A 23,578-nucleotide genomic window follows, 5' to 3' on the forward strand; every position below is an offset into this window, starting at 1 on the left:
CATTCATATTAGAGAACATTAACTTGCTTATTTTCGTATCAAAAGATACACCGTTTGAAGTAACGTGATTTATATGAAAGACAATGTGTCAATTTATATATCTTATACAGTGATAGTTACTATAATTTCCGAAGCCAATAGTCAATTAACCATACAATCTATGTCTTTTTGGTATATAAATAGCTATATTCATTAAAGAAAGAGTTTTAATCCTTCATGAGAATCTTTAAACCCTAATTTCTTATAAAATTGCAAAGCTTCTTGTCGTTCTTTATCTGTTGTTAACTGTACTAAATGACATCCCCGTAATTTAGCACGTTGAATAGCCCATTCAATAAGTTTACTTCCTATACCTTTACTACGTTTTGATGAAGCTGTCCGTACACCCTCAATTGTAGCTCTCCAACCCCCTTGACGTGCAATGTAAGGCGTAAATGTAATTTGTTGAAGACCAATTATCTCCGTCCCATCACACGCTACAATCAACTCGTTATTTGGATCACAATCAATAGCATGAAATGCTTTTATATAACTATCAGGGAGTGGTGTTTCATAGCGCTCTCTTTTATTTCCTAAAACATCATCAGCAAGCATTTTTACAATTTCATCTAAATCCTCTGCCGTTGCAATCCTAAATGTTAAAGTTTCTGTCACTATCAAAAAACCTCCTTAATGTATGCACTTGTTACTTTTATTTTACTTGTTTAAATACAATAGGTTAAATACAATAGGTTAAATTATAAAATATTATGAGTCTCTATAACTTTTTCTTATAGATAGCATAAAAGCCTAACTTATAAAATTATAGGTTAGGCTTTTTAACACAATATTATTATTAAAAATCCAACCAACTTCAATAAACCTCCATATTCATTAATGGATTTTTATATTTAACAAACACACATATAACCATTCAAATAGGGTGCTTTTTATTTGTTGTATAGCAATTACATAATAAGCATAGATTTGTATGCTCTCATTCAATGAATCTTAACTCTATGTATGTGGACTACCTCCTTACCAATATTCAAAAACGATTGCGTTTTTGAATTTGTGTTCCGGTTTTCTTGACCAGGTCAATGAATAACTACACATAAACTCCTTATATCTCTAGATAAACTACCGATTAGCTCCATATAGACTCTAGATAACCTATATAGAATACAAGTTATCAAGGAGGTAAGAAAAAAATGAACTTTATGAAACGAGCAATTCTCAGTATGAAAAAAAGAGTAGGTACATCATTAATTTTGATGGCAGTCTTCCTAATTGTTACAAATTTAGTGTTGGCAGGATTTACAATCCAAAATGCATCAAAAAAAGCTGCGGATGCAGCAAGAAAAAAACTGGGCGCAGATGTTACTTTAGGTCTTGATTTTGATAAATTAGGAAAACAAGCAAGAGAAACTGGAGAAGCGCCTAATCCGCCGCAGCTCAATACAAAAGAAACAGATCAATTAGCGAAGTCCAAGTATGTAAAAGACTATAATTATATAACCCATAATTTCGGAATTGCAGATGGATTTAAATTAGTAGGAGTTTCAGAGGGAGAAGGAAAAGGAAAAGGAAAAGGTAGCGTTGCAATGGTGGGAGGATCAGGTTCAGAAATAGATATGAATTCTTCTCTTATGATAGAAGGAGTTCGCAAGACTTTATTACAAGAAAGCTTTAAAAATGGAAAAAGTAAAATCATTGATGGGAAACCAATTACAGAACAGATGAAAGATCAGAATGTAGCTTTAATGGAAAAACGATTAGCGGAACAAAACAATTTGAAAGTAGGAGATAAAGTTAAAGTTCAATCAGGGGATAAGAAGGAAACTCTTGAAGTTGAAATTATCGGTATTTACGAAACGAATGAGCAACCAATGGGTCAAAATCCCCCACCTATGATGAATCCAGCTAATAAACTATATATGCCTTACTCTACTTTAAAAAAATTAGAAACAGATGAAGGTATGAGTAGTAGTATTCAAGTTGTGTATTTATTGAACGATCCACAATACATTGATGCATTTAAACAAGAAGCAAAAAAATCTGATATTGATTTTAATTATTTTAAGTTAGATGCACATGATTCGTTGTACAAACAAATGATTGGGCCTATCGAAAATATCTCATCTACTTCTCAAATGATTATTTATATTGTATCAATTGCAGGTGCGATTATATTAGGGTTAATCATTATGTTATCGATTAAAACACGTCGTAAAGAAATGGGGATTCTATTGTCCATTGGAGAAAAAAAGTGGAAGCTGATGGCGCAGTTCGTAGTAGAAGTAGTATGTATCGCTATTTTAGCATTTGGATTATCCATAACAACAGGAGCTAAAGTTTCTCAATATATAGGGGATAATTTACTTTCAAGTGAAGTTGCTACAGCAAGCGAAGAAACAGACACCCCACAAAATGGTACTGTAATGATGTCTGGACCTGGTGGTACTCTACAAAATCAAAAAGAAGATCCAATTGATAAAATTGATGTAAGTGTAACAGGAGAAGATGTAGGGAAAATGGGGGGGATTGGACTAGCTATTGCTATATTAGCAACGCTTCTTCCAGCATTATCTATTCTACGCTTAAATCCAAAACAAATTCTTTTAAAAGATGAATAAGGAGGCTCGATATGGAGACGATTTTACAATTTAAAAACTTAGATTATTATTATGAAAGTAACGGGAAAAAAGTAACGATACTAGATAATGTTAATTTTTCTTTTCAAAAAGGGCATTTCTACACTATTTTAGGGCCCTCTGGATCTGGTAAAACCACAACTCTTAGCTTAGGTTGTGGGCTGGATATACCTAAAAATGGTTATGTACTGTATAATGGCAAGGATATTCGAAAAATTGGTTTGGATCGATACCGTAATCAAAATGTATCTGTAATTTTCCAATCTTATAATTTGATTACCTATATGACTGCTCTTCAAAATGTCCTAACAGCAATGGAAATTACGGGTGTTAAAATGCAAAATAAAACGGCAAGGGCATTAGAATTATTAGAGAAAGTAGGACTCACAGAAGTAGAAGCGAAACGAAATGTCCTGCAACTAAGTGGGGGGCAACAACAGCGTGTAGCAATTGCTCGAGCATTATCTTGTAATGTTGATTTACTGATTGCGGATGAGCCAACAGGAAACCTCGACGAAGAAACGGCAATGGATATAATAGAACTGTTTCAAGAACTTGCACATAAGGAAAATAAATGTATTATTGTTGTGACGCACTCACAGGAAGTTGCAAAAAAATCAGATCGTGCAGTTTATTTAAGTAAGAAGAAGTTGGTAGTAAACGAAATCTAATATAAACACTCTAACTTTTTAATTCACATAATTTTCGAAAATTAGTTTCTTCAAATATTAATATTTGATATACAATAAAACCAAGCCATAATCAAAATGGTCTCCCTGCTTTGAATGTTAAGATAGTTTGTTGTTCCTTTTTTAACAATATTTGAAAAAGAACTTGTAGCATATTCTACAGGTTCTTTTTGTTATGATCGGTTTACTATATCATTGAAGAATTGCATATAAAAAACGGGACAGTATCTAGATGTATGATCTAAATACTGTCCCGTTTAACTGTTTATCTGTATAGTTATTGAAGAATTAAACTTACAATCATAATTAAACTAAATACTATCATCCAACCAAACGCACAATAGCCGAAAATTCTAATCCATTTAGGTAATTGATTCATGTTAACTTTATTTGTGGGAACTCCTTGCATAGAAAACATCATTTTTTGATCTCTATCTCTATTATTTTGTTGTTCATACATAACATCATCACCTTTCTAGAACTATTGTGTTTATAGTATATCAGCCTGAAGATAACTAAGTACAGAATATTCGACAAAATAAAAAATGATTCGACGATTATAGTGGATATAAGAAATTCATGTAATGTACCTCTCAAAAAGGTTGGTAAAAACTTCTTTCTACTTATACCGATGGAAATTATGAAGGTGGATGGAGGGCTTTATTTTTAATGTGTAATCTGTTTTTCAGTACAGCATACTATATTTCAAAAAACTAAAATTTGATTACTTAAAAGCTATATATTCTAAAGTATATGCTCATTTAAAACATAGTAAACCTTTACCAAGAGTTGCTTTTAATTAGGGATTGAACAATTGTGGATAAATATACCAGGGGAAGGACTAACTTACATCTTATGTGATATATATTATAAGTAAAGGTGTTTGATTTTCCATGGCTCTAAGCGCTAACCATTTGGAATAAAGATGTAATGTATCAGTTATACTATGTAATATTTCTTCATTACAAAATATGGTGGTAAGTATGACTAAGCAAACAATTACTTTATTTCAAGTTTCTATGATACTCATTGGTAGTATAGGGATAATTAATCATGTCATTATGATTCCTATGTTATTAGATACCTCGGGTAGAGATTCGTGGATCTCTATCATATTAGTAAGCATTATATACTTGATTTGGATTTCATTAATATTCATCGTATATAAAAACATAAAAAATGAACATTTGTTTTTGTGGTTAAAAAATAATTTCGGGAAATTCAGTGTATATCCAATCATATTCATAGTTGTACTTTATTTAATAACAATTGGTGTCGTTGCACTAAAAGAAACATTAACCTTTTTCTCTTTTTATTTACCAGAAACCCCTCACTTTGTATTAGGAATACTTTTTTCAATGATTTGTCTCTATAATGCTACAAGAGGAATTCAATCTATTGCACTTACAACAGGTGTTTTGTTACCTATTGTATTTCTACTTGGTTTTTTTGTAATGTTTGCAAATGTTCCACATAAAGATTATTCTTTACTTCAGCCAATGATGGAAAATGGAATGAATCCAGTATTTAGGGGGATGGTTTATCCTGCAGCAGGATTTCTAGAGTTAATTTTTATTCTTTTTTTACAACATCACATTTGTTCAAAAGTCAAATTATATCAACTGATTGCTTTGGGTATTGTTATTATTGGTATCACAATAGGCCCAGTTATGGCAGCAATTATAGAATTTGGTCCTTTCGTAGCAGCAAACCAACGATATCCAGCATTTGAAGAATGGAGACTTGTGTCAATAGGAAGGTACATTGAAAATTTAGACTTTCTCTCCGTGTATCAGTGGCTTGTAGGGATCTTTATTCGTCTATCACTTGTTGTTTTTCTTATTCCAGATTTGTTATCAATTACAAATCGGAAAACGAGAAATGGGATTATGTTTGCAATACTTTCATGTATTGTAGTAATAAGTATACTCCCCATCAGTGACTCTAGTTTCTATTGGTTTGTGTCTCAAATTGTTTTACCAGTTTCAGCATTAGGACTATTTTTGTTTTCTATCTTACTAATAGTGTTTGTATGGGTTGTTAAATATAAGAAAAGCTCTTGAAAGAGTATGAGAATATATTTCATATAAGGTTGCTGAGTTTGAAGGAGACAACGTAGATGAACAAACGAGTAGAATTAGACGAGAAGATAATACTAGAGTGGTTTGAGGGATGCAACGATGTAAAAGTAATAAAGCGTGAATTCGATGAGACAGAAAAAACGAGGTCAGTATTGTTTATGTATTGTCAAAGCTTAATTGACAATACAAAATTAAAACAAGCCACATCATCTCAAGTTTGCAAAGAGCTTTCAAGTAATTCAATAGAAGAGTTTAACCTCTCAACATTAATTCCCCAGTTATCAGTAAAGAAATTAGATATGGTAAATTCGAATGAAACTATCTCTCAGATTATATTTGAAGGTAACCTCCTTATTATTTTTGAAGAATCTAAACATGGATATATAGTTGATATTGCCCAAATACCTACCAGATCGGTTGAACAAACAAATACAGAGATGACCATTCGTGGTGGACGTGATGGATTTGTTGAAGAGTTAAACACAAATATAGGATTAATTAGAAAAAGACTAAAAACGAGTTCTCTTAGTTATGAAGAATTTATTATTGGAGAAAGAACACAAACTAAAGTAGCACTCCTGTATTTAAAAGATGTCGCATCCCAAGATATCATTAATCAAGTTCGATTAAAATTAAGACAAATTAAAATAGACGGGGTTGTTTCAAGTGCACAAATTGAAGAGTTAATCACAAACAATCAATTTAGTGTATTTCCTTTAGTTGAATATACAGGGCGCCCTGATTATGCTGTGAATTGTTTGCTATATGGGCGTTTTATTTTACTGGTTGAAGGGTCACCAACAGCGACAATTGCACCAGTTACATTTCCTTTTTTTGTGAATACATCTGAAGATCAAGATCTTTTCTACATATTCGGTAGCTTTGTACGACTTGTAAGTCTTTTGGGGATAGCAATTTCTATATTTCTTCCAGGAATTTGGATAGCACTAATTACATATCATCCAGATCAGATTCCCTATACGTTGCTAGCTACATTAAGCTTATCAAGAGAAGGGATTCCTTTTCCAGCTCCTTTAGAGGGGCTAATTATGATGACCTTATTTGAAATTTTGAGACAAGCAGGATTGCGTGTTCCTGCCGTATTCGGTCAAACATTATCTGTTGTAGGGGGATTAATTATTGGACAAGCTGCTATTAGTGCAGGAATTGTTTCAGCATCTATGGTCATTATAATAGCAATCTCGGTTGTTTCGACATTTGCTTTAACTAATCAGTCAGTAACAGGAATAATAAGTATATTGCGGTATGTAGTATTCTTAGTATCTTCTTTATTAGGCATAGTAGGATTTATCTTTTGTGTCCTTGTGATGGTGATACATGTAGTAAATTTACGCTCTTTTGGAGTTCCATTCTTTACACCATATTCACCCCCTGTGTTTAAAAGTATGCTAGCAGCCACATTTAGACTTCCTTTCACGTATATGAAAAAAAGACCTAAAGAATTGCATACGCAAGATAATACAAGGAAAAGAGAGAGTACCGATGAAGAAAAATAAAAGAATAGTTATATTTCTTTTTATGATGTGTACGTTTCTAACAGGGTGTTGGGATCAAAGAGAGTTGCATCACGTTTTGTATATAAATAGTCTAGGTATCGATTTTAAAGATAATAACTATATCATCCGTCCGCAATTTATTAATTTTTCTAACATAGCTAAACAAGAAGGGAGCACTACCCGTAATTATAGCCAGGCCTATATCGGAAAGGGAAAAGGCCCCATTTTAGATGAGGCAGCATTTGATTTTTATAAGGGTGCTCAACAAGAAATCTCATGGGAGCATCTCAAAACAATTGTTGTAACAGAGAGATTTCTGAAACATGGTGACTTAAATCAATTTAATGATTTTTTTTCTCGGGTTTTTCAATTTCGAGATACTATGTGGATATTTGGAACTAAGGAGCCTTTAGAAAATATATTAGCGAACAATAATATATTAAATATTTCTCAATTATATACAATCATTAATTTACCAAAAGAGATAACCAAGCAATATACAATAATAGATCCTTTACCTTTATATAAATTCCAAAGAAATTATTATGAACCTGGGATGACAACTCGCATTCCATTCTTAGCTACGACTAAAACATATTGGAAAAAAGGACATACATCATTTCCAATGTTAAAATTTAGTGGTTATGGTTTTATAAACGATAAATCCTATATAAATCATTTAAACAGCCATGATATTGCTGGGGTTCGATGGACGGATGAAAATACCAAACGAGCTCCATTACTATTAAAATTTAACAAGAAAATCATTGGACATATAGTATTAAAAAATCCAAAGATAGATACAAAGCATTTTATTAAAAATGGAAAGTTACGTATGCTTATGAACATCCATTTCGATGCTGATATTTTTCAATTAATAAATTCTATGCCTGTAAATGATATTAAAAAAATTGCAGAGGACCAAGTTGAAAAAGAAATTAAAAAAACGTACCGAAAAGGAATCGAAAGAGGGATTGACACGTATCAGTTATCACATTCCTTATATCGGCAGAATTCTAAATTGTGGAAACAGTATAAAAAAGAGGGGGGGATATCCCTTCAAAATAAAGAATTAGATTTAAATGTCTCGATTAATATAGCTACAAATGGAAAATCTAAAAATATGCGTAATATGATTGAGCATTAGAATGGTTGAAGATGAAAGGAAACGTAAAATATTAACTCTAAATAGGAGATTCGAACTTGAAAGACCACTACGATGTGGCGTCGTCTTCTTTAGGAATGGGATGAGAGTTCGATTAGGAGAAGAGGGAGGCTTTTGCCTCCTTCTTTGCCTGAAAACACGCTTACATTTCTTAGCGTTTAGATAAGTACAAGTATTTAAAACTATATGTGCCGTAAAGTAGGAGCAGCTTAAATTCATTACTATGATTTATTCGTTACTTTTAAAGCGTCTAACACTATTTTAGTTGCATTTGCAATAAGTTTATCATCGTATTTCGCATCTTCTTTCGCATGATTAGAAAGTATCGCAAGAATAATTGGCTTTTTATTTGGTGGCCAAATGATTGCAATATCATTCCTTGTTCCATAAGACCCAGAGCCGGTCTTATCGGCTACTTCCCATTCTCCTGGAACTCCAGCACGAATTAAGTTGTCCCCCGTAGTATTTCTTTTCATCAAATCTATTAAAAAGTTCCGTTTCTCAATGGAAAGTATATCGCCTAGCGCGTATGCTTGAAGACTAGTAGCTAATGCCTTTGGGGTACTAGTATCACGAGTGTCTCCTGGCTGCACTTCGTTTAATTCTGGTTCAAAACGTTCAGGATTTGTGACAGTATCTCCTATTTCTCTCAGTGATTTTTTGAATTCACTTGGCCCACCTAATTGTTTAAGAATAAGATTTTGTGCAGTATTATCACTATATCGAATGGAAGCATCCGCAAGCTCTTTCAGAGTCATACCTGTATCTACATATTTTTCAGTAATTGGATTGTAATTCACAAGATCTTTGCTAGTATACTTAATTCTTTGATCTAAATCTTTTATTGATTTCTTTTGTAACAGTGCTCCTACAGCAAGGGCTTTGTGGGTAGATGCGTATGCAAACCGTTCATCTGAACGATAAGTAACGGTTTGATTCGTACCTGTGTCCAATGCATAAATACCAAGCTTAGCATCATAATCTTTTTCAAGCTTAACAAAAGATTGATTACTTATATGTTCTTGTGTGGTTTGTTTAGGGGATTCGGATTGAATATTACTATTGGAACAGCCTATAAGCGTTACACATGAAAGTAATACTACAGGGAGCATCTTTTTATAATGTGCAATGTGAAAAAACTTCTTTGAAACTATCATAAATTTTCAACCTCTTTCAAGAATATATGGATTTTGTATAGGTATTTTACATACCTATACAATTAACAAATGCACAGGATAGCACTCCTCTTGTATTTCTTGCATTACAAAATGAGAGGACTACCAAGAACACCTTTTTTATACGTAATAGACAATCTAAGTAACACATTTGTTCCATTTATGATTAAGATTTTGAATATATCCATTAATTTTATTTATAAGAATCACAAAATCCACCTTTTTTGCACGCCACTTAATTTAATGTGGATTTAGATTGAGTTTACCTCGTAATGGGAATTTCAATTGGATTGCGCATATATAACAACCTCGTTTCGGACAGAATAAGTAATAACAACTACTGATTTCATTTTAAGTGAGGTGTTATACGATACATACGACAAAACAAAAAAGACTTGTGGTGCAAAGTATAACTACATTTAGTCTACTAATAACGACTATCTTTACACCCATGCTTATTTACATTGTTTATGGATTACAGATTTCGAAAGGCTTTGAGGGATACTGGCCATCAATCTTGTTTTATACAACCTATATGACGGGTGTATTTATCTGGATACCTATTGTGAATAAGGCTGGGATTCACCGCTCCTTATATTGGGCTGTTTCTATTCTGATAGTATCATTACTTAGTGTTACTTTCTTTGGATGGAGTTCAAGATGGCTAGAAATAAGTGCGTTAGTTTCTGGTTTTGCAGTTAGTACAATTTCTACCATGACGAGTACTTTATTGTTTCTACATGTTGAAGGCGGGGGAAAGATTTATAATAAAAATCAACAAGCGATTATTATTGGTATCGTTTTTCTTTTACTGATCATCATATTGTTAGCAATTAGTTTTTTATCGCCGCCGCTGATAACATGCATATATGGGATTTGTTTAATCAGTATCCTTTTTGCTATAAAAAAAATGCCGAGAACAGAGTTAGCCAAAGGGCTTTTACCTATCTCCATCGTATCGGTTGTAGGAAAGTTTATTTTTGTCTCAATGCTTATTCTTTTGATTCGAACAAGTCGTAACATAAATAATGAACAATATATTTTTTATTTTTTTCTACTTTCTATAGCGCTTATTTGTTTCATGTTTTTGAGTTTGTTGAAAGGAAAGTTCTTTCATAAACTTTCATCTTCTTTACCAATTCGATTAAAGGCAGAATCATTTTTACTTGGATTAGGAAATGGATATTTATTTTTGATGGGTATTTTTTATAGTTTTACTTTCTATAACATGTTAACCTGTATTTTCATTGTAGTTGGACCATACCTATTAGGGATTTTGATGTCCATATTTTTAGATATTAAAGCTGCTAAGAAAGTTAATCCAATCCATTTGTTTTTAGTAAGTACTTTAATCATGATATTCGGGTTTTATTCTCCAATATTTATAGTCCTTAGCGTTACATTTGGGAGCTATGCCATTAATAGTATTTCTTCTCAAAATAATATGAAAGTATATATGGTGAATGCTACACATAGAGAGCTTTCTTTACTCATTTACACAACATGGAGAAATATGGGTAATATATTTTTACAATTTTTTATATTGATTGTGATTGTGGGAGTAGGGGTGTTTTACGATGTCGAATGGTCGCAACTTTTCCAAACAATTGTTGGGAAGGGTCAAATGCAGATTGAAGGGTTATCCGTACAACGATTGATGTTTATGTTAGCAATTTGCTGTTGGCTTGGCATGGTGGGCTTAGGTATGTGGATTGGTAAAAAAGCTAATCCCAATATTGCTTAAAAAGTAACAATACTAAAACTACAAAAAACAAAGAAACTCGTCCTACTAAGAGGGGAGTTTCTTTGTTTTTTGTTTAGATAATGGAATGTTCATGCAAAATTGTACACTATGTTCCATATTTTTTATAGAATATTTTATATTTAGCGTTTCAAGAATTTGTTTAACAATATATAAACCTAAACCACTTCCTCCAGTATTTCGATTCCTTGATTTTTCAATTCGATAAAATGGTTTGAAAATTTGTTGTATATCTTCTTCTTTAATATTGACACCTGTATTCATAATTTGCATTTTGATTTGACCTTGTTCAGAATCCTCACTTAACTTTATATAGACTTTTTCATTATGTGGTGAATACATAACCGCATTATGGATAATATTTTTACATGCTTTTTCAAAAAGAACACGATCTGTATAAACAGAAAGATCAGAATCAATTTCTGTTATTATTTGGATGGTTTTTTGAGAAGCAAAAAATTCGAGATCTTTTGTGATTGTACCTATTAACTTTGAAAGATTAACTTCTTCTACTTTTAGTTTAAAGGTGTGTTGTTCTAGTTTCGACACGCTTAAAATTTCACGAACTAATTGTTCCATACTTTCAATAATTTGATGATTTTTCTTTAAATATTGATCACGATTTTGATAAGGGCCAATATTGTATATCATCCCTTCTAAGTATCCTTTCATTACAGTAAGAGGAGTCTTTAATTCATGTGCTACAATCGCAAAAAACTCTCTGCGTTTTGTTTCTATTTCTCGTTCTTTTTCAATATCATTTTTTAATTGTTGATTTGCTTTTTTTAAATCAAACATAGCTTGTTGTAAGTTAATAGACATGTCATTCAAACTATTAGATAATTCCCCCAACTCATCTGTAGAGCGAACCTCAATTTTTTCGGAGAAATCTAAATTTGCCAACTTTTGTGCACCCTCATTAATATAAATAAGTGGTTTTGTAATAAACCTGGAATAGAAATAAGCACTCCCTACACCAATTACGAGTACAATGATACTAATATAGGGGAGAAAGCGTACTAAAACCTGTGAAGCTTCATCAATTGGTTGAAATGTAGCAAAGACTATAAGCGTTAAACTACCATCTTGGAATTGAATTGGTTTCGTAACGTTATATGAATTGCTAAGGGTACCTGCATTCTCGAACCGTGTCGCTCTAGTAACTACTGTTGTTTGCGAACCACTTTGAGTAAAAGAAAATGAAGGAGAGTATTTAATTATTCCCTCATTATTTTGAAGATAAAGCATCGCATTATTTTTTTTGGCATATTCATCAAAAAGTGGTTTCGCATCTTGAAACGTAAGATCTTTAGACTTATCAATGATTTCTTTTATCCCTGTTTGAAGTTGATCTGTTTTGTATTGCTCATAAAACGTAGGGAGAAAGAAGTATAAAGTTAAATAAATCAATACTGCAAAGGATAACAAAATGAGAGAGGTAGTCATAAAGAGTTTATAAGTAATTTGCTTCATCTTCATAATTTTTACAATGCTATTCATCAATTTTATAACCAATACCCTTTATTGTTTTAATGTAAGGGATAGCTAATTTTTTCCGTAGGTTTTTAATGTGTGTATCAATTATTCGTGTTTCTCCAAAATAATCGTATCCCCATACTTTTTCAACGATATTTTCTCTTGTGAGTACTTTTCTCTCATTTTGAAATAGTAGTTGTAGAATTTCAAACTCTTTTGTTGTTAATAAAATTTCAACTTCATTTACATATACTTTATATGCATCAACATCGACACGCACTTCTTTAAAAACCCAATGATTATTTACATTTTTATCATAACTTCTTCTCAGTACAGCTTCGACTCGTCTAATCAAAACATGAAACGAAAAGGGTTTTGTTATATAATCATCGATTCCAAGATCAAACCCTTTCATTTGATCTTCTTCTTCTTCTAACGCAGTTAGCATAATAATTGGTACGTTTGACTGGCTTCGAATCATCTTGGAAACTTCAAATCCATTAAGATTGGGCATCATTACATCTAGAAGAATTAAATCGAAGGATTGCTTATTAAATTGTGTCATACCCTCTAATCCATCTGATGCAACTACAACTGTATACTGTTGTGTCATTAAAAACTGTTTAATTAATTCCTGAATTTCTTGATCGTCCTCTACCACGAGAATATGATAGTTCCTCATAATATCACCTCTGGTAGTCATTATAGCCTTACTATCTGGAGTTTATGTGGAGATGAATTAGGAGACTTCACAGGACGGTTAATGTGTTAGCTTCACGTTCAATAAGATGAACGATTAATATTTAAGAAAAACTAATGTATAATAATGTAAATCGGGTGTGATTTCTTAAATTGTATGAAAATGTACTTTTACTTCTTTACCAAGAGGAGAAAAGGAAATGAATTTCAATATAAAAGAAGCTACTGTAATTCTAGAGCGTGTGCCATAAACTTTGGAGTTTTTTTTATCTAGTTTATCCGGCGAATGGCTACATTGTAATGAAGAGGAAGGAACTTGAAATACATTCGAAGTAGTTGAGCATTTAATTGATCCGGAGAAAAACAACTGGATTCTAAGGCTAGAATTAATTCTCCGGGAAGGTGAAAATAAATCCTTTACTCTGTTTGATCGTTATTCTCACATAAATAACAACTCTCTTGGTAAACCAAAAGTTTAAAGGTATGAATTAGGGATTATTTATATAATGCGAGAAAGGTTGTGAAATTATTTGAGGGGTTATAAAGCAATGCTATTTGATTTAGATGATACGTTACTTGATAGGGATAAGGCAGTAGATAAACTGTTTTCCATTATTTTAGAGGAGTTTTATGGGGATGTTGAACAACATGCAGTAAAAAACGCAATGTTACAGAAATTCAAGGGATATGATAAAAAAAGCTATGGTCATAGTGATAAAGTAAAGGTTTTGGAATCGTTTTTTAATGAGTTCCCACCGAAATATAGATTACCACGCAATTGCATTCAAGACTTTTGGAATAATAATTTCCCAAACTGTTTTTCTATAAACCAAAAAACTATTAATATCATAAATACTATAAAGTCACATATTAAAGTTGGAATTATAACAAATGGCTCAACTCAGAGGCAAAAAGCTAAAATAATTAACGCGAATTTGAATCGTTATTTTGATACAATCATTATTTCTGAAGAGGCGGGATTTAGTAAACCTGACAAACGCATATTTGAATTAGCATTAAATAAGCTAAATGTACAATCAGAAGATGTACTATTTGTTGGAGATGACTTAAAAAAGGATATTGCTGGTTGTCAAAATGCAAATATAAAGGGCATATGGTTCAATCCTAATATGATTAAGAATAATACCGACACTAAACCATATGCCGAGATTACTTCTTTTGATAATTTATTAAGTTATTGTGGAGAGATAAATTTTCAAAAATAGTAAAAAGATAGATTACCCTTAATTTCATTGACCGTATGAGAAGTTTTAAAACAATATTTATTTACGATGATATAGAGGTTATTGAGCCAGGGGCAAATCATTTATGTGTGTTAATGAAGATCTACACAGCATGTTTAATATATACTTTATAAATTATAGGGGAGTGAGACTATGGAAATAAAGAAAGTAGTAATTGGCGGAATAAATATTGCCGTCGTCAGAAACGATACAGTATTAATATCCGACGTTCAATCTGCATTAGATCTCATGGCAACAGTTCAATATGAAGCGGATTCAAAGCGGATTGCTATCAAAAAATCATTAATAAGTGAAAGTTTCTTTGACTTAAAAACACGTCTTGCGGGTGATATTCTTCAAAAGTTTATTAATTACAGCGTAAAAATTGCTATCGTCGGGGATTTTTCTATGTACACTAGTAAAAGCTTAAAAGATTTCATTTATGAATGTAATAAAGGTAAGGATATTTTTTTCTTAGCAACTGAGCAACAATCAATTGAAAAGTTAAGCTCATTGAAATAAAGATATAAAATGTATTTCGAAAGAGGCATCCGTGATGGTGCCTCTTATTTGTATTTTTATATAAATATGTTTTTCAAATTTAAATTTTGTACCGGTACAGTAACTGCAAATGTACATTGTTACAATATCCCTTCAAATTTACAATCAGCATATATTATTTTAACTTATAACTTATTAAGGGGTGCTGAATATGACAAAGCTACAAGATCAACTTTTTACAAGATTAAACCTTGAAAAACGTACTGAAATAAAATTTGAAGAATTAAGTACAATACTCTTTGCATTTGCCCACACAATCCCGTTTGAGAATTTAGATATAATAGCAAGTAATGCGAATACAATTTCTATGGAAAACTTACAAGAGAAAATTTTAACTAGATCCCGCGGCGGACTTTGTTATGAATTAAATACTCTTTTTTACTATTTTTTAAAAGATAGTGGTTATGATGTACACCTCGCACTAGGTACCGTATATAAAAATGATATAAACGCTTGGGCACTTGAAGATGGGCATATAACAATTATTTTAAATAACAAAAACGTAAGGTACTTAATTGATGTAGGTATTGCTTCATTAGTACCTCTTGTGCCAGTACCGTTTACTGGCGAACTTGTTTCTTCTAAAAACGGTTCGTATCGAGTAAGACAAAAAGATACGAGTAAAGGAAACTATGTTCTAGAAAGAATAGATGTTGATGGAGAATGGAAAGTTTGTCATGCTTTTTATAAACATATTATTGATGAAACAGTAGTAAACGATGTTCAAAGAAGAGTGATAGAAGATGAGAAATCTATTTTCAATAAAGGACCTATTGCAGTAAAATTGACGGATTTCGGTCATATTTCTTTAACAAATACAAGTATAACTGAAATTAATTGTGGTCAAAAAACTAAGCGTGAAATTACAGAAGATCAATATAGAGAATTATTATTTATTTTATTTGCTATTGAGTTGTGAATATAAAAATAGCCGGTTCTTATTCAGAATCGGCTATTTTTATTATTTTTGGTTTAAATGGTTTTCGTCTAATATGTTTCGGAAACTGCGGTATAGTTAATGTTTTTAACGTTTCCTCAGCTTCTTCATATGTATGAAAAACTGGCTCTTTTCCATTATCTCCTTGCAAAACTAGCCCTTCATCTCGGATTACATACGGCATAAAACCGCTCCTTATAGTAAAAAATTATGGTCTATTGAAACAGAATGATACGATTTCAAGTTTAATTTTCTTAATAGATATAATACACTAGAACAGTATAAAAAATATATAAAATGAATATTGAATGTAAAGGAAGATTATAATGTCAGTTATTGATAAATTGAAACTAAATAAGTATACAAATCTGGTCGTAATTAACGAACCAAGTGACTATGACATTTTCACAGGTAAAGAAACATCATTTTCAAAAGAACATGATGCTATTTTTATTTTTGTTGAAACACTTGATGAAATGGTGAAACAAACGAATTTTATTATTAGTAATGAAGAATTACTAATTGAAAAAGGTTACGTGTTTTTCGCATATCCGAAAAAAGGTAATGCTCGTTACAGTACGTTTATTCACCGTGATGAGATGTTTCCGGCATTAAACGTTGGAGATGATGGATATGTGGGGGAAAGCGAAATTAAATTTGCGCGAATGGTAAGTATGGATGATGTCTTTACAGTTGTAGGTTTAAAACGTGAAAAGAAAAAAGCGAAGAAAACACCTGCAGCGAGTCAATGTGTTGCTGATTATGCAGATCGTATTCAAGATGTTGAAGCATTATTGGCTAATCATCCAGCTGAACTTAAGTTTTATCAAAGTTTAACTCCTGGTTATCAAAAAGATTGGGCACGTAATTTATTTTCTGTGAAACAAGAAAAAACACGCGATAAACGTCTTGAGAAAATGATTGAAATCTTTTCACAAGGCTATAAAACAATTGAATTATTCCGTAAGAAGAAAAAATAATGATTAGGAACGTCACAATGATGCAACAATTAATTGCAAAGAGTACATTGAAAAGAGGATTCCTTTCAGTATACTAAAGTATGTTCTTATATTTAAATAATTAGCAAAAGAGAAAAGGTGTTTGAAATGAAATCGTATATTGTAGTTGGATCTGGAATTTTAGGGGCATCTACTGCCTATCATCTTGCTAAGGCTGGTGCGAAGGTTACTATTGTAGATCGTCAAGAGTTAGGTCAAGCAACTGACGCAGCAGCAGGTATTGTCTGTCCGTGGCTGTCGCAACGTCGTAATAAAGCATGGTATAAAATCGTTAAAGGCGGTGCACGTTACTATTCTTCGTTAATTCAGCAATTAGAAGAAGACGGTGAAACGGATACAGGTTACAACCGTGTAGGTGCAATTAGTTTACATACTGACGAAAAAAAGTTAGATCAAATGGAAGAGCGAGCTTATAAACGACGTGAAGATGCACCAGAGATTGGTGAAATTACGCGCTTATCAGCTGAAGAAACGAAAAAATTATTCCCGGCATTATCGGAAGAATATAGTTCTGTTCATATTAGTGGCGCTGCACGAGTAAATGGAAGATTATTACGCAACGCATTAATAAGCGCTGCGAAAAAACATGGTGCAACTTTCATAAAAGGTGATGCAGTATTAGTCCGTGAAGGGAATCATATTACGGGAGTTAAAGTAAATGACGAAACAATTTTAGCGGAAAAGGTAATGGTAACTGCAGGCGCATGGGCGAACGAAATCTTGAACCCATTAGGAATTAATTTCTTAGTTACGTTCCAAAAAGGACAAATTGTTCATTTACAAATGGAAAATACAGCAACAGAAAATATGCCAGTTGTTATGCCGCCGAACGATCAATATATTTTGACATTTGACAATGGCCATGTCGTAATTGGTGCAACACATGAAAACGATACTGGATTTGACCACCGTGTAACTGCAGGTGGTTTACATGAAGTATTCCATAAAGCATTAACAGTTGCGCCTGGCTTGGAAGATGGCACAATGATTGAAACAAGAGTTGGCTTTAGACCGTTTACACCAGGGTTCTTACCTGTTATTGGCCCACTCCCTAATTTTGAAGGCATACTCATTGCAAACGGATTAGGTGCTTCAGGATTAACAGCAGGTCCATACTTAGGATCAGAACTTGCGAAACTTGCGTTAGGGCAACCGATTGAATTAGATTTAAATGATTATGATGTTGCTGGGGCAATGGAATAGTAATAAACAAAAAAGATTAGGAGTGATTTCCTAATCTTTTTTGTTATGTTATTTGGGCGTAACTAAGTATTTTGGGAGGTAGGAGTTCTTTTAAACAAGGGGTACCACCACATCGTTATCAAGCTAAGAAAATAGATAACCCACAAAACGAAAAATTTTTGCCTTTTATAGCAACGAAGTGCATTTTTATCGTTTGAGGTATTAGAGAAGAAAGGTTGATTCGTTCAATATAGAGGCGAATATCTTTTCTTTTTATGCATATCAGAAATATAAACAATAGCCTCAAAAATTGGAGGCTATTCAATTTCACAATCTATTATGAGTAATTAAAATGGGTTAGCTCTTTAAAGTCTGTCCCATCGCTGTATTCGTAAAATGATGAATAACATCAAAACCCTCAACTTGATGGATATTAGCGAACCGTTTCACAAATGAAATTAAAGCGATAGGCGGGATCCCAATTAAAGTTTTTTAAACCTAATTGGACTTACCATTAAGAGAGCGAGGATTAATGTAATCCATGCATTGCTATATGAAAACAATCCCATACCAGCCAATGGTAATCCAGCAGCTGGAATAGGTAATCCCTTAAAATATCCAATGGTTGGTTTTACACTAAATTTAGCTAATCTTAAAGCACCCATCGTTGGGAAAAGGATAAATGCCAAAGAAGTTAAAATAGATGGTGTTGCTATCGAATGAAATAGAAGTGCAGGAGCAACTCCGAAACTAACAATATCAGCTAAGGAATCCAATTGTACACCAAACTCACTGTTCACTTTTAATTTTCTCGCAATTCTTCCATCAAGGAGATCTAAAACAGCTGAAAAGAAAATAAAAATGGAGGCTACTTCCAAGTAGTCACTCATATTCATGGTAATTGAAAAAACACCGCACAATAAATTTCCAATCGTAAATAAATTGGGTACAGCTTTTACTATCTGATTGAACAAGGTTGTCCCCCCTAAGTTGATCAAACTTCACATTTATGTAGCATTTTCTATATATTCTTCCGTTATTCTTGAAAATATATGACCATTGTATGCTAAGTAAATTTCGACAAGAGAAAAGCCGATTTCCTGTACGTTATGTTGGTTTATAAACATGTTTGATCAAAGTTAAGTCTATTCTCTCTAAAAGTTGCATCATATCTTCATATAGTCATAAAATTAATCTGTGGCCAAAAATACGTAAAGAGCTGCTAGAATGAATTACTGAGAATACGAAGAATAAAGGAGAGAAACGGAGTAAAAACTAAAAAAATTAGATAAGGAAAATGGAGAGATGAATTAAATGTTAAAGATCATTAAACATTTAAAACCATTTGTTGCTTCCATCATTGCAGTTGTATGTCTTTTAACTGTGCAGGCAGTATGTGATCTATCACTGCCAGACTACATGTCTAACATTGTCAATGTAGGGATTCAACAAAAAGGTGTAGAAAATGCAGTACCTGAGGTTATTCGTAAAAGTGAACTGGATAAACTTACGCTCTTTATGAATGAAAATGAGAAGAAAAAAGTAGCTGACAACTATGTGCTTTTAGATAAGAACAACCTCTCTCAAAGTGAATTGAAAAATGACTTAAAAGATTATCCGCAGCTTGATAAAGAGCCACTTTATAAGCTACATACAGAAGATAAAAAAATAATTAACGAACTTAACGATATCTTTGGGAAACCAATGTTAATTACACAAGGAATTGAAAAAGGTGGCTCATCTGCTTTCTCTCCTGCTGCGACAGGTGACAACAACACACCAGCGAAGCTGCCGCCAAATACAGATCCTTTTGCAATCATTGCGAAACTTCCTCAAGATCAAATCAATGCAATGAAAGAAAAGGCAGATGAAAAGTTTAAGAATATGCCAGGTAGCATGGTAACACAATCAGCTGTTTCATACATTGAGAATGAGTATAAAAAGATCGGTATCAATACTGATAAGCTTCAATCTAATTTTATTCTTACTTCCGGCGGGAAAATGCTACTTTTATCCTTAGTAAGTATGGCAGCTACCGTTATCGTGAGTTTACTTGCTGCAAAAGTAGCTGCAGGACTCGGCAGAGACCTTAGAAAGAAAGTATTCCGGAAAGTTACAAACTTCTCGAATGCAGAGTTTGATAAGTTTTCCACTGCATCTCTAATCACAAGAAGTACAAATGATATCCAGCAAGTTCAAACACTTATGGTTATGATGCTTCGCATTGTATTCTATGCACCAATTTTAGGTATCGGCGGCATTATTAAAGTACTTACTACAGACCTTTCAATGGGATGGATTATCGCAGTTGCGGTAATTGCGATTTTAAGCCTAGTTATTGGTTTATTTAGCATCGCGATTCCTAAGTTTAAGCGTATCCAAAAGTTAGTAGATAAAATTAACTTAATCACTCGTGAATCTTTAACCGGTATGCTCGTTATTCGTGCTTTTAATACTCAAAAACATGAAGAAAAGAAATTTGAAAAAGGAAATCAAGATTTAACAAAAACAAATTTATTTGTAAGCCGTTTAATGTCATTTATGATGCCAATGATGATGTTTATCATGAATGCCGTTACTGTACTTATTATTTGGGTTGGATCACACCAAGTGGATATGGGACATATGCAAGTTGGTGATTTGATGGCATTTATGCAATATACAATGCAAATTATCATGGCCTTCTTAATGATTTCAATGGTATCTATTATGGTTCCACGTGCTTCAGTTTCCGCACAACGTATCGCAGAAGTTTTAGATACTGACATTACCATTAGTGATGTAAAAGAGCCGAAAACATTTGCTTCAGACAAGAAAGGTTACGTTGAATTTAAAAATGTTGGCTTTAGATACCCAGGTGCAGAAGAAGATGTGCTTTCTAATATCACCTTTACTGCAAAACCTGGTGAAACGACAGCTTTCATCGGAAGTACAGGTAGTGGTAAATCAACATTAATCAACTTAATTCCACGCTTTTACGATGTCACAAGCGGCCAAATATTAATAGATGGCACGGATATTAGAGAAGTATCTCAGAAGGAATTAAGAGAGAAAATTGGTTATGTACCGCAAAAAGGAGTTCTCTTCTCAGGTACAATCGAGAGTAATTTGAAATATGGTAAAAAAGAAGCAACTGAAGAAGAACTCGAAAAAGCGGCGGAAATCGCGCAAGCTATGGAGTTTATTAACGCGAAACCTGAAAGCTTCCGCACAGAAATATCACAAGGTGGTACGAACGTTTCCGGTGGTCAAAAACAAAGACTTTCTATTGCGCGTGCTCTTACGAAAAAATCAGAAATCTTCATATTCGATGATAGTTTCTCAGCTCTTGACTTTAAGACAGACGCAGCATTGCGCAGAGCTTTAAACAATGAGATTACAGGAAGTACTATTTTACTTATTGCCCAAAGAATCAGTACAATCATGAATGCCGATAAGATTATTGTACTTGACGAAGGAAAAATAATTGGAACTGGTACTCATGAAGAGCTTATGGAAAACTGTGAAGTTTATAAGCAAATTGCTTTATCACAACTTTCAAGAGAGGAGTTGTCATCATGAGTGATAGAAAAATAGAAAATAGAAAACAAAGCGGCCCTGGTCCTGGCGGTCCTATGGGCGGCGGCATGAGAAAGATTGAGAAAGCAAAAAACTTCAAAGGAACGATGAATAAACTCCTTCAATACTTGAAGCCCTATAAATTATCAATCTTAGTCGTTATCCTTTTCGCAATCGGTAGTGCAGCCTTTACAATCGTTGGCCCAAAAATTTTAGGAAACGCGACAACAAAACTTTTCGAAGGACTCGTAAGCAAAGTATCAGGAGCACCCGGTGCGGCCATTGACTTTACCTATATCGGAAACATTGTCATTTTACTCCTTGGATTATATATACTGAGCACTGTGTTTGGTATTATCCAGGGGTACATTATTTCTGGAGTAGCTCAAAAAGTATCTTATAACTTCAGAAAAGAAATCGATGAAAAAATTAACCGTATGCCGCTGAAATACTTTGATAAAACAACGCACGGCGAAGTATTATCGAGAATTACAAATGACGTAGATACGGTGAGCCAAACGTTAAACCAAAGTATGTCGCAAATCATCACATCCGTTATTACAATCATCGGTGTACTTATCATGATGTTATCAATCAGCTGGCAAATGACATTAGTGGCGCTTTTAATATTGCCAGTATCGATGATTCTCATCATGGCAGTCGTAAAACGATCACAAAAATACTTCAAATCCCAGCAAGAATATTTAGGACACGTAAACGGTCAGGTCGAAGAAATTTATAGTGGTCACAATATCGTAAAAGCCTTTAACAAAGAAGAAGAAGAAGTAAAAAAATTCGAAAAGGTAAATGATACCCTTTACCACTCCGCATGGAAATCTCAATTTTTATCTGGAATGATGATGCCGATTATGACATTTATCGGTAATATCGGTTACGTCGCTGTATCTATTTTAGGCGGATGGCTTGCGGTCAAGAGAACCATCGCAGTTGGAGACATTTTAGCCTTTGTGCAATATGTTAGAAGCTTTACGCAACCAATCGCTCAAGTAGCGCAAATCGCGAACGTACTTCAATCCACTGCAGCTGCTGCAGAAAGAGTCTTCGAATTTTTAGAAGAAGAAGAGGAAGTGCCAGAAGCAGAAAATCCAGTGAAGCTGCAAAAAGTTCAAGGAGAAGTTACCTTCCAAGATGTTCAATTTGGATACAATCCAGATAAGATCATCATCAATAATTTCTCATCTAACATTAAACCTGGACAAAAAGTAGCAATCGTCGGACCAACCGGAGCTGGTAAAACAACGATTGTAAAACTGTTAATGCGTTTCTATGACATAAACAGCGGTGCAATATGTATCGACGGTCACGATATAAAAGACTTCACGCGAGAAGACTTGCGCAACATGTTTGGTATGGTACTTCAAGACACTTGGCTATTTAACGGCTCCATCATGGAAAATATACGTTACGGTAGACTCGATGCTACAGACGAAGAAGTAATTGAAGCAGCGAAAGCAGCTCACGTTCACAACTTCGTAAAAACATTACCAAATAAATATCAAATGGAACTAAACGAAGAAGCAAGCAACGTATCCCAAGGACAAAAGCAACTACTAACAATTGCCCGCGCCCTTATTGCAGATCCGAAAATATTAATACTCGATGAAGCAACAAGCTCCATTGACACTCGTACAGAAGTACTGATTCAAAAAGCGATGGAAAACCTTATGGAAGGTAGAACAAGCTTCATTATCGCTCATAGATTATCAACAATACGTGATGCAGATTTAATCCTTGTCATGAAAGATGGGGATATTGTAGAACAAGGTAATCATGAAGAGTTATTGAAAGCTGATGGTTTCTATGCTTCGCTTTATAATAGTCAATTTGAAGGTGCGGATGCTTCTTGAGTTAGGTGTCCC

The 23,578-nt window shown here is 33.3% G+C and carries 20 protein-coding genes; 13 read left to right on the plus strand and 7 right to left on the minus strand.

All coding sequences use genetic code 11. The features are described 5' to 3' along the window. Positions 1-192: 192 nt before the first annotated feature. A complete protein-coding gene (locus tag ACFWDE_RS21700) occupies positions 193-654 on the minus strand; it encodes a GNAT family N-acetyltransferase (protein ID WP_377894619.1) in 462 nt (153 codons plus the stop codon). A gap of 536 nt (positions 655-1,190) precedes the next feature. On the opposite strand from ACFWDE_RS21700, the gene ACFWDE_RS21705 reads away from it, so the two are divergent. Further along, positions 1,191-2,615, plus strand: coding sequence for an ABC transporter permease (locus ACFWDE_RS21705; protein ID WP_377894621.1), 1,425 nt, complete (start codon positions 1,191-1,193; stop codon positions 2,613-2,615). Positions 2,616-2,626: 11 nt separating this feature from the next. Continuing rightward, positions 2,627-3,304, plus strand: coding sequence for an ABC transporter ATP-binding protein (locus tag ACFWDE_RS21710; RefSeq protein ID WP_070143056.1), 678 nt, complete (start codon positions 2,627-2,629; stop codon positions 3,302-3,304). A gap of 295 nt (positions 3,305-3,599) precedes the next feature. Here the strand turns inward: ACFWDE_RS21710 and ACFWDE_RS21715 are convergent, their stop codons facing one another. Next, positions 3,600-3,782 (minus strand): hypothetical protein, encoded by a 183-nt coding sequence (locus tag ACFWDE_RS21715; protein WP_377894622.1) that lies wholly within the window; start codon positions 3,780-3,782, stop codon positions 3,600-3,602. A 523-nt stretch (positions 3,783-4,305) separates the two neighbouring features. Between ACFWDE_RS21715 and gerXB the strand changes: the two genes are divergently transcribed. The 3 genes from gerXB to gerXC are packed head-to-tail and all read left to right on the plus strand — an operon-like array spanning position 4,306 to position 8,067. Continuing rightward, a complete protein-coding gene (gene gerXB / locus ACFWDE_RS21725) occupies positions 4,306-5,385 on the plus strand; it encodes a spore germination protein GerXB (protein ID WP_377894624.1) in 1,080 nt (359 codons plus the stop codon). Positions 5,386-5,441: 56 nt separating this feature from the next. Then, complete coding sequence (gene gerXA / locus ACFWDE_RS21730; protein ID WP_377894626.1) at positions 5,442-6,920, plus strand: spore germination protein GerXA; 1,479 nt, start codon at positions 5,442-5,444, stop codon at positions 6,918-6,920. Further along, the gene (gene gerXC, locus ACFWDE_RS21735) at positions 6,907-8,067 is read left to right on the plus strand and encodes a spore germination protein GerXC (RefSeq protein ID WP_377894627.1); all 1,161 of its coding nucleotides are present in this window, start codon (positions 6,907-6,909) and stop codon (positions 8,065-8,067) included. Before gerXA ends, gerXC begins: the two co-directional genes overlap by 14 nt. A 239-nt stretch (positions 8,068-8,306) precedes the next feature. On the opposite strand, the gene bla is transcribed toward gerXC, so the two are convergent. Then, the gene (gene bla, locus ACFWDE_RS21740; RefSeq protein ID WP_215575058.1) at positions 8,307-9,242 is read right to left on the minus strand and encodes a class A beta-lactamase; all 936 of its coding nucleotides are present in this window, start codon (positions 9,240-9,242) and stop codon (positions 8,307-8,309) included. 469 nt (positions 9,243-9,711) lie between these two features. Here bla and ACFWDE_RS21745 point away from each other — a divergent pair, with 469 nt between their 5' ends. Further along, positions 9,712-11,004, plus strand: a complete 1,293-nt coding sequence (locus ACFWDE_RS21745; RefSeq protein ID WP_377894668.1) for a hypothetical protein — start codon at positions 9,712-9,714, stop codon at positions 11,002-11,004. A gap of 45 nt (positions 11,005-11,049) precedes the next feature. Here the strand turns inward: ACFWDE_RS21745 and ACFWDE_RS21750 are convergent, their stop codons facing one another. Next, positions 11,050-12,522: a sensor histidine kinase gene (locus ACFWDE_RS21750; RefSeq protein ID WP_016095430.1), complete on the minus strand. Its 1,473-nt coding sequence runs from the start codon at positions 12,520-12,522 to the stop codon at positions 11,050-11,052. Further along, positions 12,515-13,180, minus strand: coding sequence for a response regulator transcription factor (locus ACFWDE_RS21755; RefSeq protein WP_377894631.1), 666 nt, complete (start codon positions 13,178-13,180; stop codon positions 12,515-12,517). The genes ACFWDE_RS21750 and ACFWDE_RS21755 overlap by 8 nt, the downstream gene beginning before the upstream one ends. A 565-nt stretch (positions 13,181-13,745) precedes the next feature. Here ACFWDE_RS21755 and ACFWDE_RS21760 point away from each other — a divergent pair. The 3 genes from ACFWDE_RS21760 (at position 13,746) to ACFWDE_RS21770 (ending at position 15,921) form a co-directional block, all read left to right on the plus strand. Next, positions 13,746-14,423: an HAD family hydrolase gene (locus ACFWDE_RS21760; RefSeq protein ID WP_377894632.1), complete on the plus strand. Its 678-nt coding sequence runs from the start codon at positions 13,746-13,748 to the stop codon at positions 14,421-14,423. 171 nt (positions 14,424-14,594) lie between these two features. Beyond that, positions 14,595-14,963, plus strand: coding sequence for a DUF4180 domain-containing protein (locus ACFWDE_RS21765; RefSeq protein ID WP_377894633.1), 369 nt, complete (start codon positions 14,595-14,597; stop codon positions 14,961-14,963). Between the two features lie 190 nt (positions 14,964-15,153). Further along, positions 15,154-15,921 carry an arylamine N-acetyltransferase family protein gene (locus ACFWDE_RS21770; protein WP_377894635.1) on the plus strand — a complete coding sequence of 256 codons (768 nt, stop codon included), beginning with the start codon at positions 15,154-15,156 and terminating at the stop codon, positions 15,919-15,921. A gap of 19 nt (positions 15,922-15,940) precedes the next feature. Here the strand turns inward: ACFWDE_RS21770 and ACFWDE_RS21775 are convergent, their stop codons facing one another. Then, on the minus strand, positions 15,941-16,123 hold the full coding sequence (locus ACFWDE_RS21775) for a hypothetical protein (RefSeq protein WP_002013279.1): 183 nt from the start codon (positions 16,121-16,123) through the stop codon (positions 15,941-15,943). 142 nt (positions 16,124-16,265) lie between these two features. Between ACFWDE_RS21775 and ACFWDE_RS21780 the strand changes: the two genes are divergently transcribed. Further along, positions 16,266-16,919: a YdeI/OmpD-associated family protein gene (locus tag ACFWDE_RS21780; protein ID WP_377894638.1), complete on the plus strand. Its 654-nt coding sequence runs from the start codon at positions 16,266-16,268 to the stop codon at positions 16,917-16,919. 126 nt (positions 16,920-17,045) lie between these two features. Continuing rightward, the gene (locus ACFWDE_RS21785) at positions 17,046-18,161 is read left to right on the plus strand and encodes an NAD(P)/FAD-dependent oxidoreductase (RefSeq protein WP_033707629.1); all 1,116 of its coding nucleotides are present in this window, start codon (positions 17,046-17,048) and stop codon (positions 18,159-18,161) included. Between the two features lie 461 nt (positions 18,162-18,622). On the opposite strand, the gene pssA is transcribed toward ACFWDE_RS21785, so the two are convergent. After that, entirely contained in the window at positions 18,623-19,114 is a 492-nt protein-coding gene (gene pssA, locus ACFWDE_RS21790) for a CDP-diacylglycerol--serine O-phosphatidyltransferase (RefSeq protein ID WP_002085344.1), read from the minus strand. 340 nt (positions 19,115-19,454) lie between these two features. On the opposite strand from pssA, the gene ACFWDE_RS21795 reads away from it, so the two are divergent. Continuing rightward, positions 19,455-21,701 carry an ABC transporter ATP-binding protein gene (locus ACFWDE_RS21795; RefSeq protein WP_377894640.1) on the plus strand — a complete coding sequence of 749 codons (2,247 nt, stop codon included), beginning with the start codon at positions 19,455-19,457 and terminating at the stop codon, positions 21,699-21,701. After that, positions 21,698-23,566: an ABC transporter ATP-binding protein gene (locus ACFWDE_RS21800; protein ID WP_377894641.1), complete on the plus strand. Its 1,869-nt coding sequence runs from the start codon at positions 21,698-21,700 to the stop codon at positions 23,564-23,566. Before ACFWDE_RS21795 ends, ACFWDE_RS21800 begins: the two co-directional genes overlap by 4 nt. Positions 23,567-23,578 lie beyond the last annotated feature (12 nt).

Source organism: Bacillus sp. NPDC060175 (genome assembly GCF_042728695.1).
GTDB lineage: Bacteria > Bacillota > Bacilli > Bacillales > Bacillaceae_G > Bacillus_A.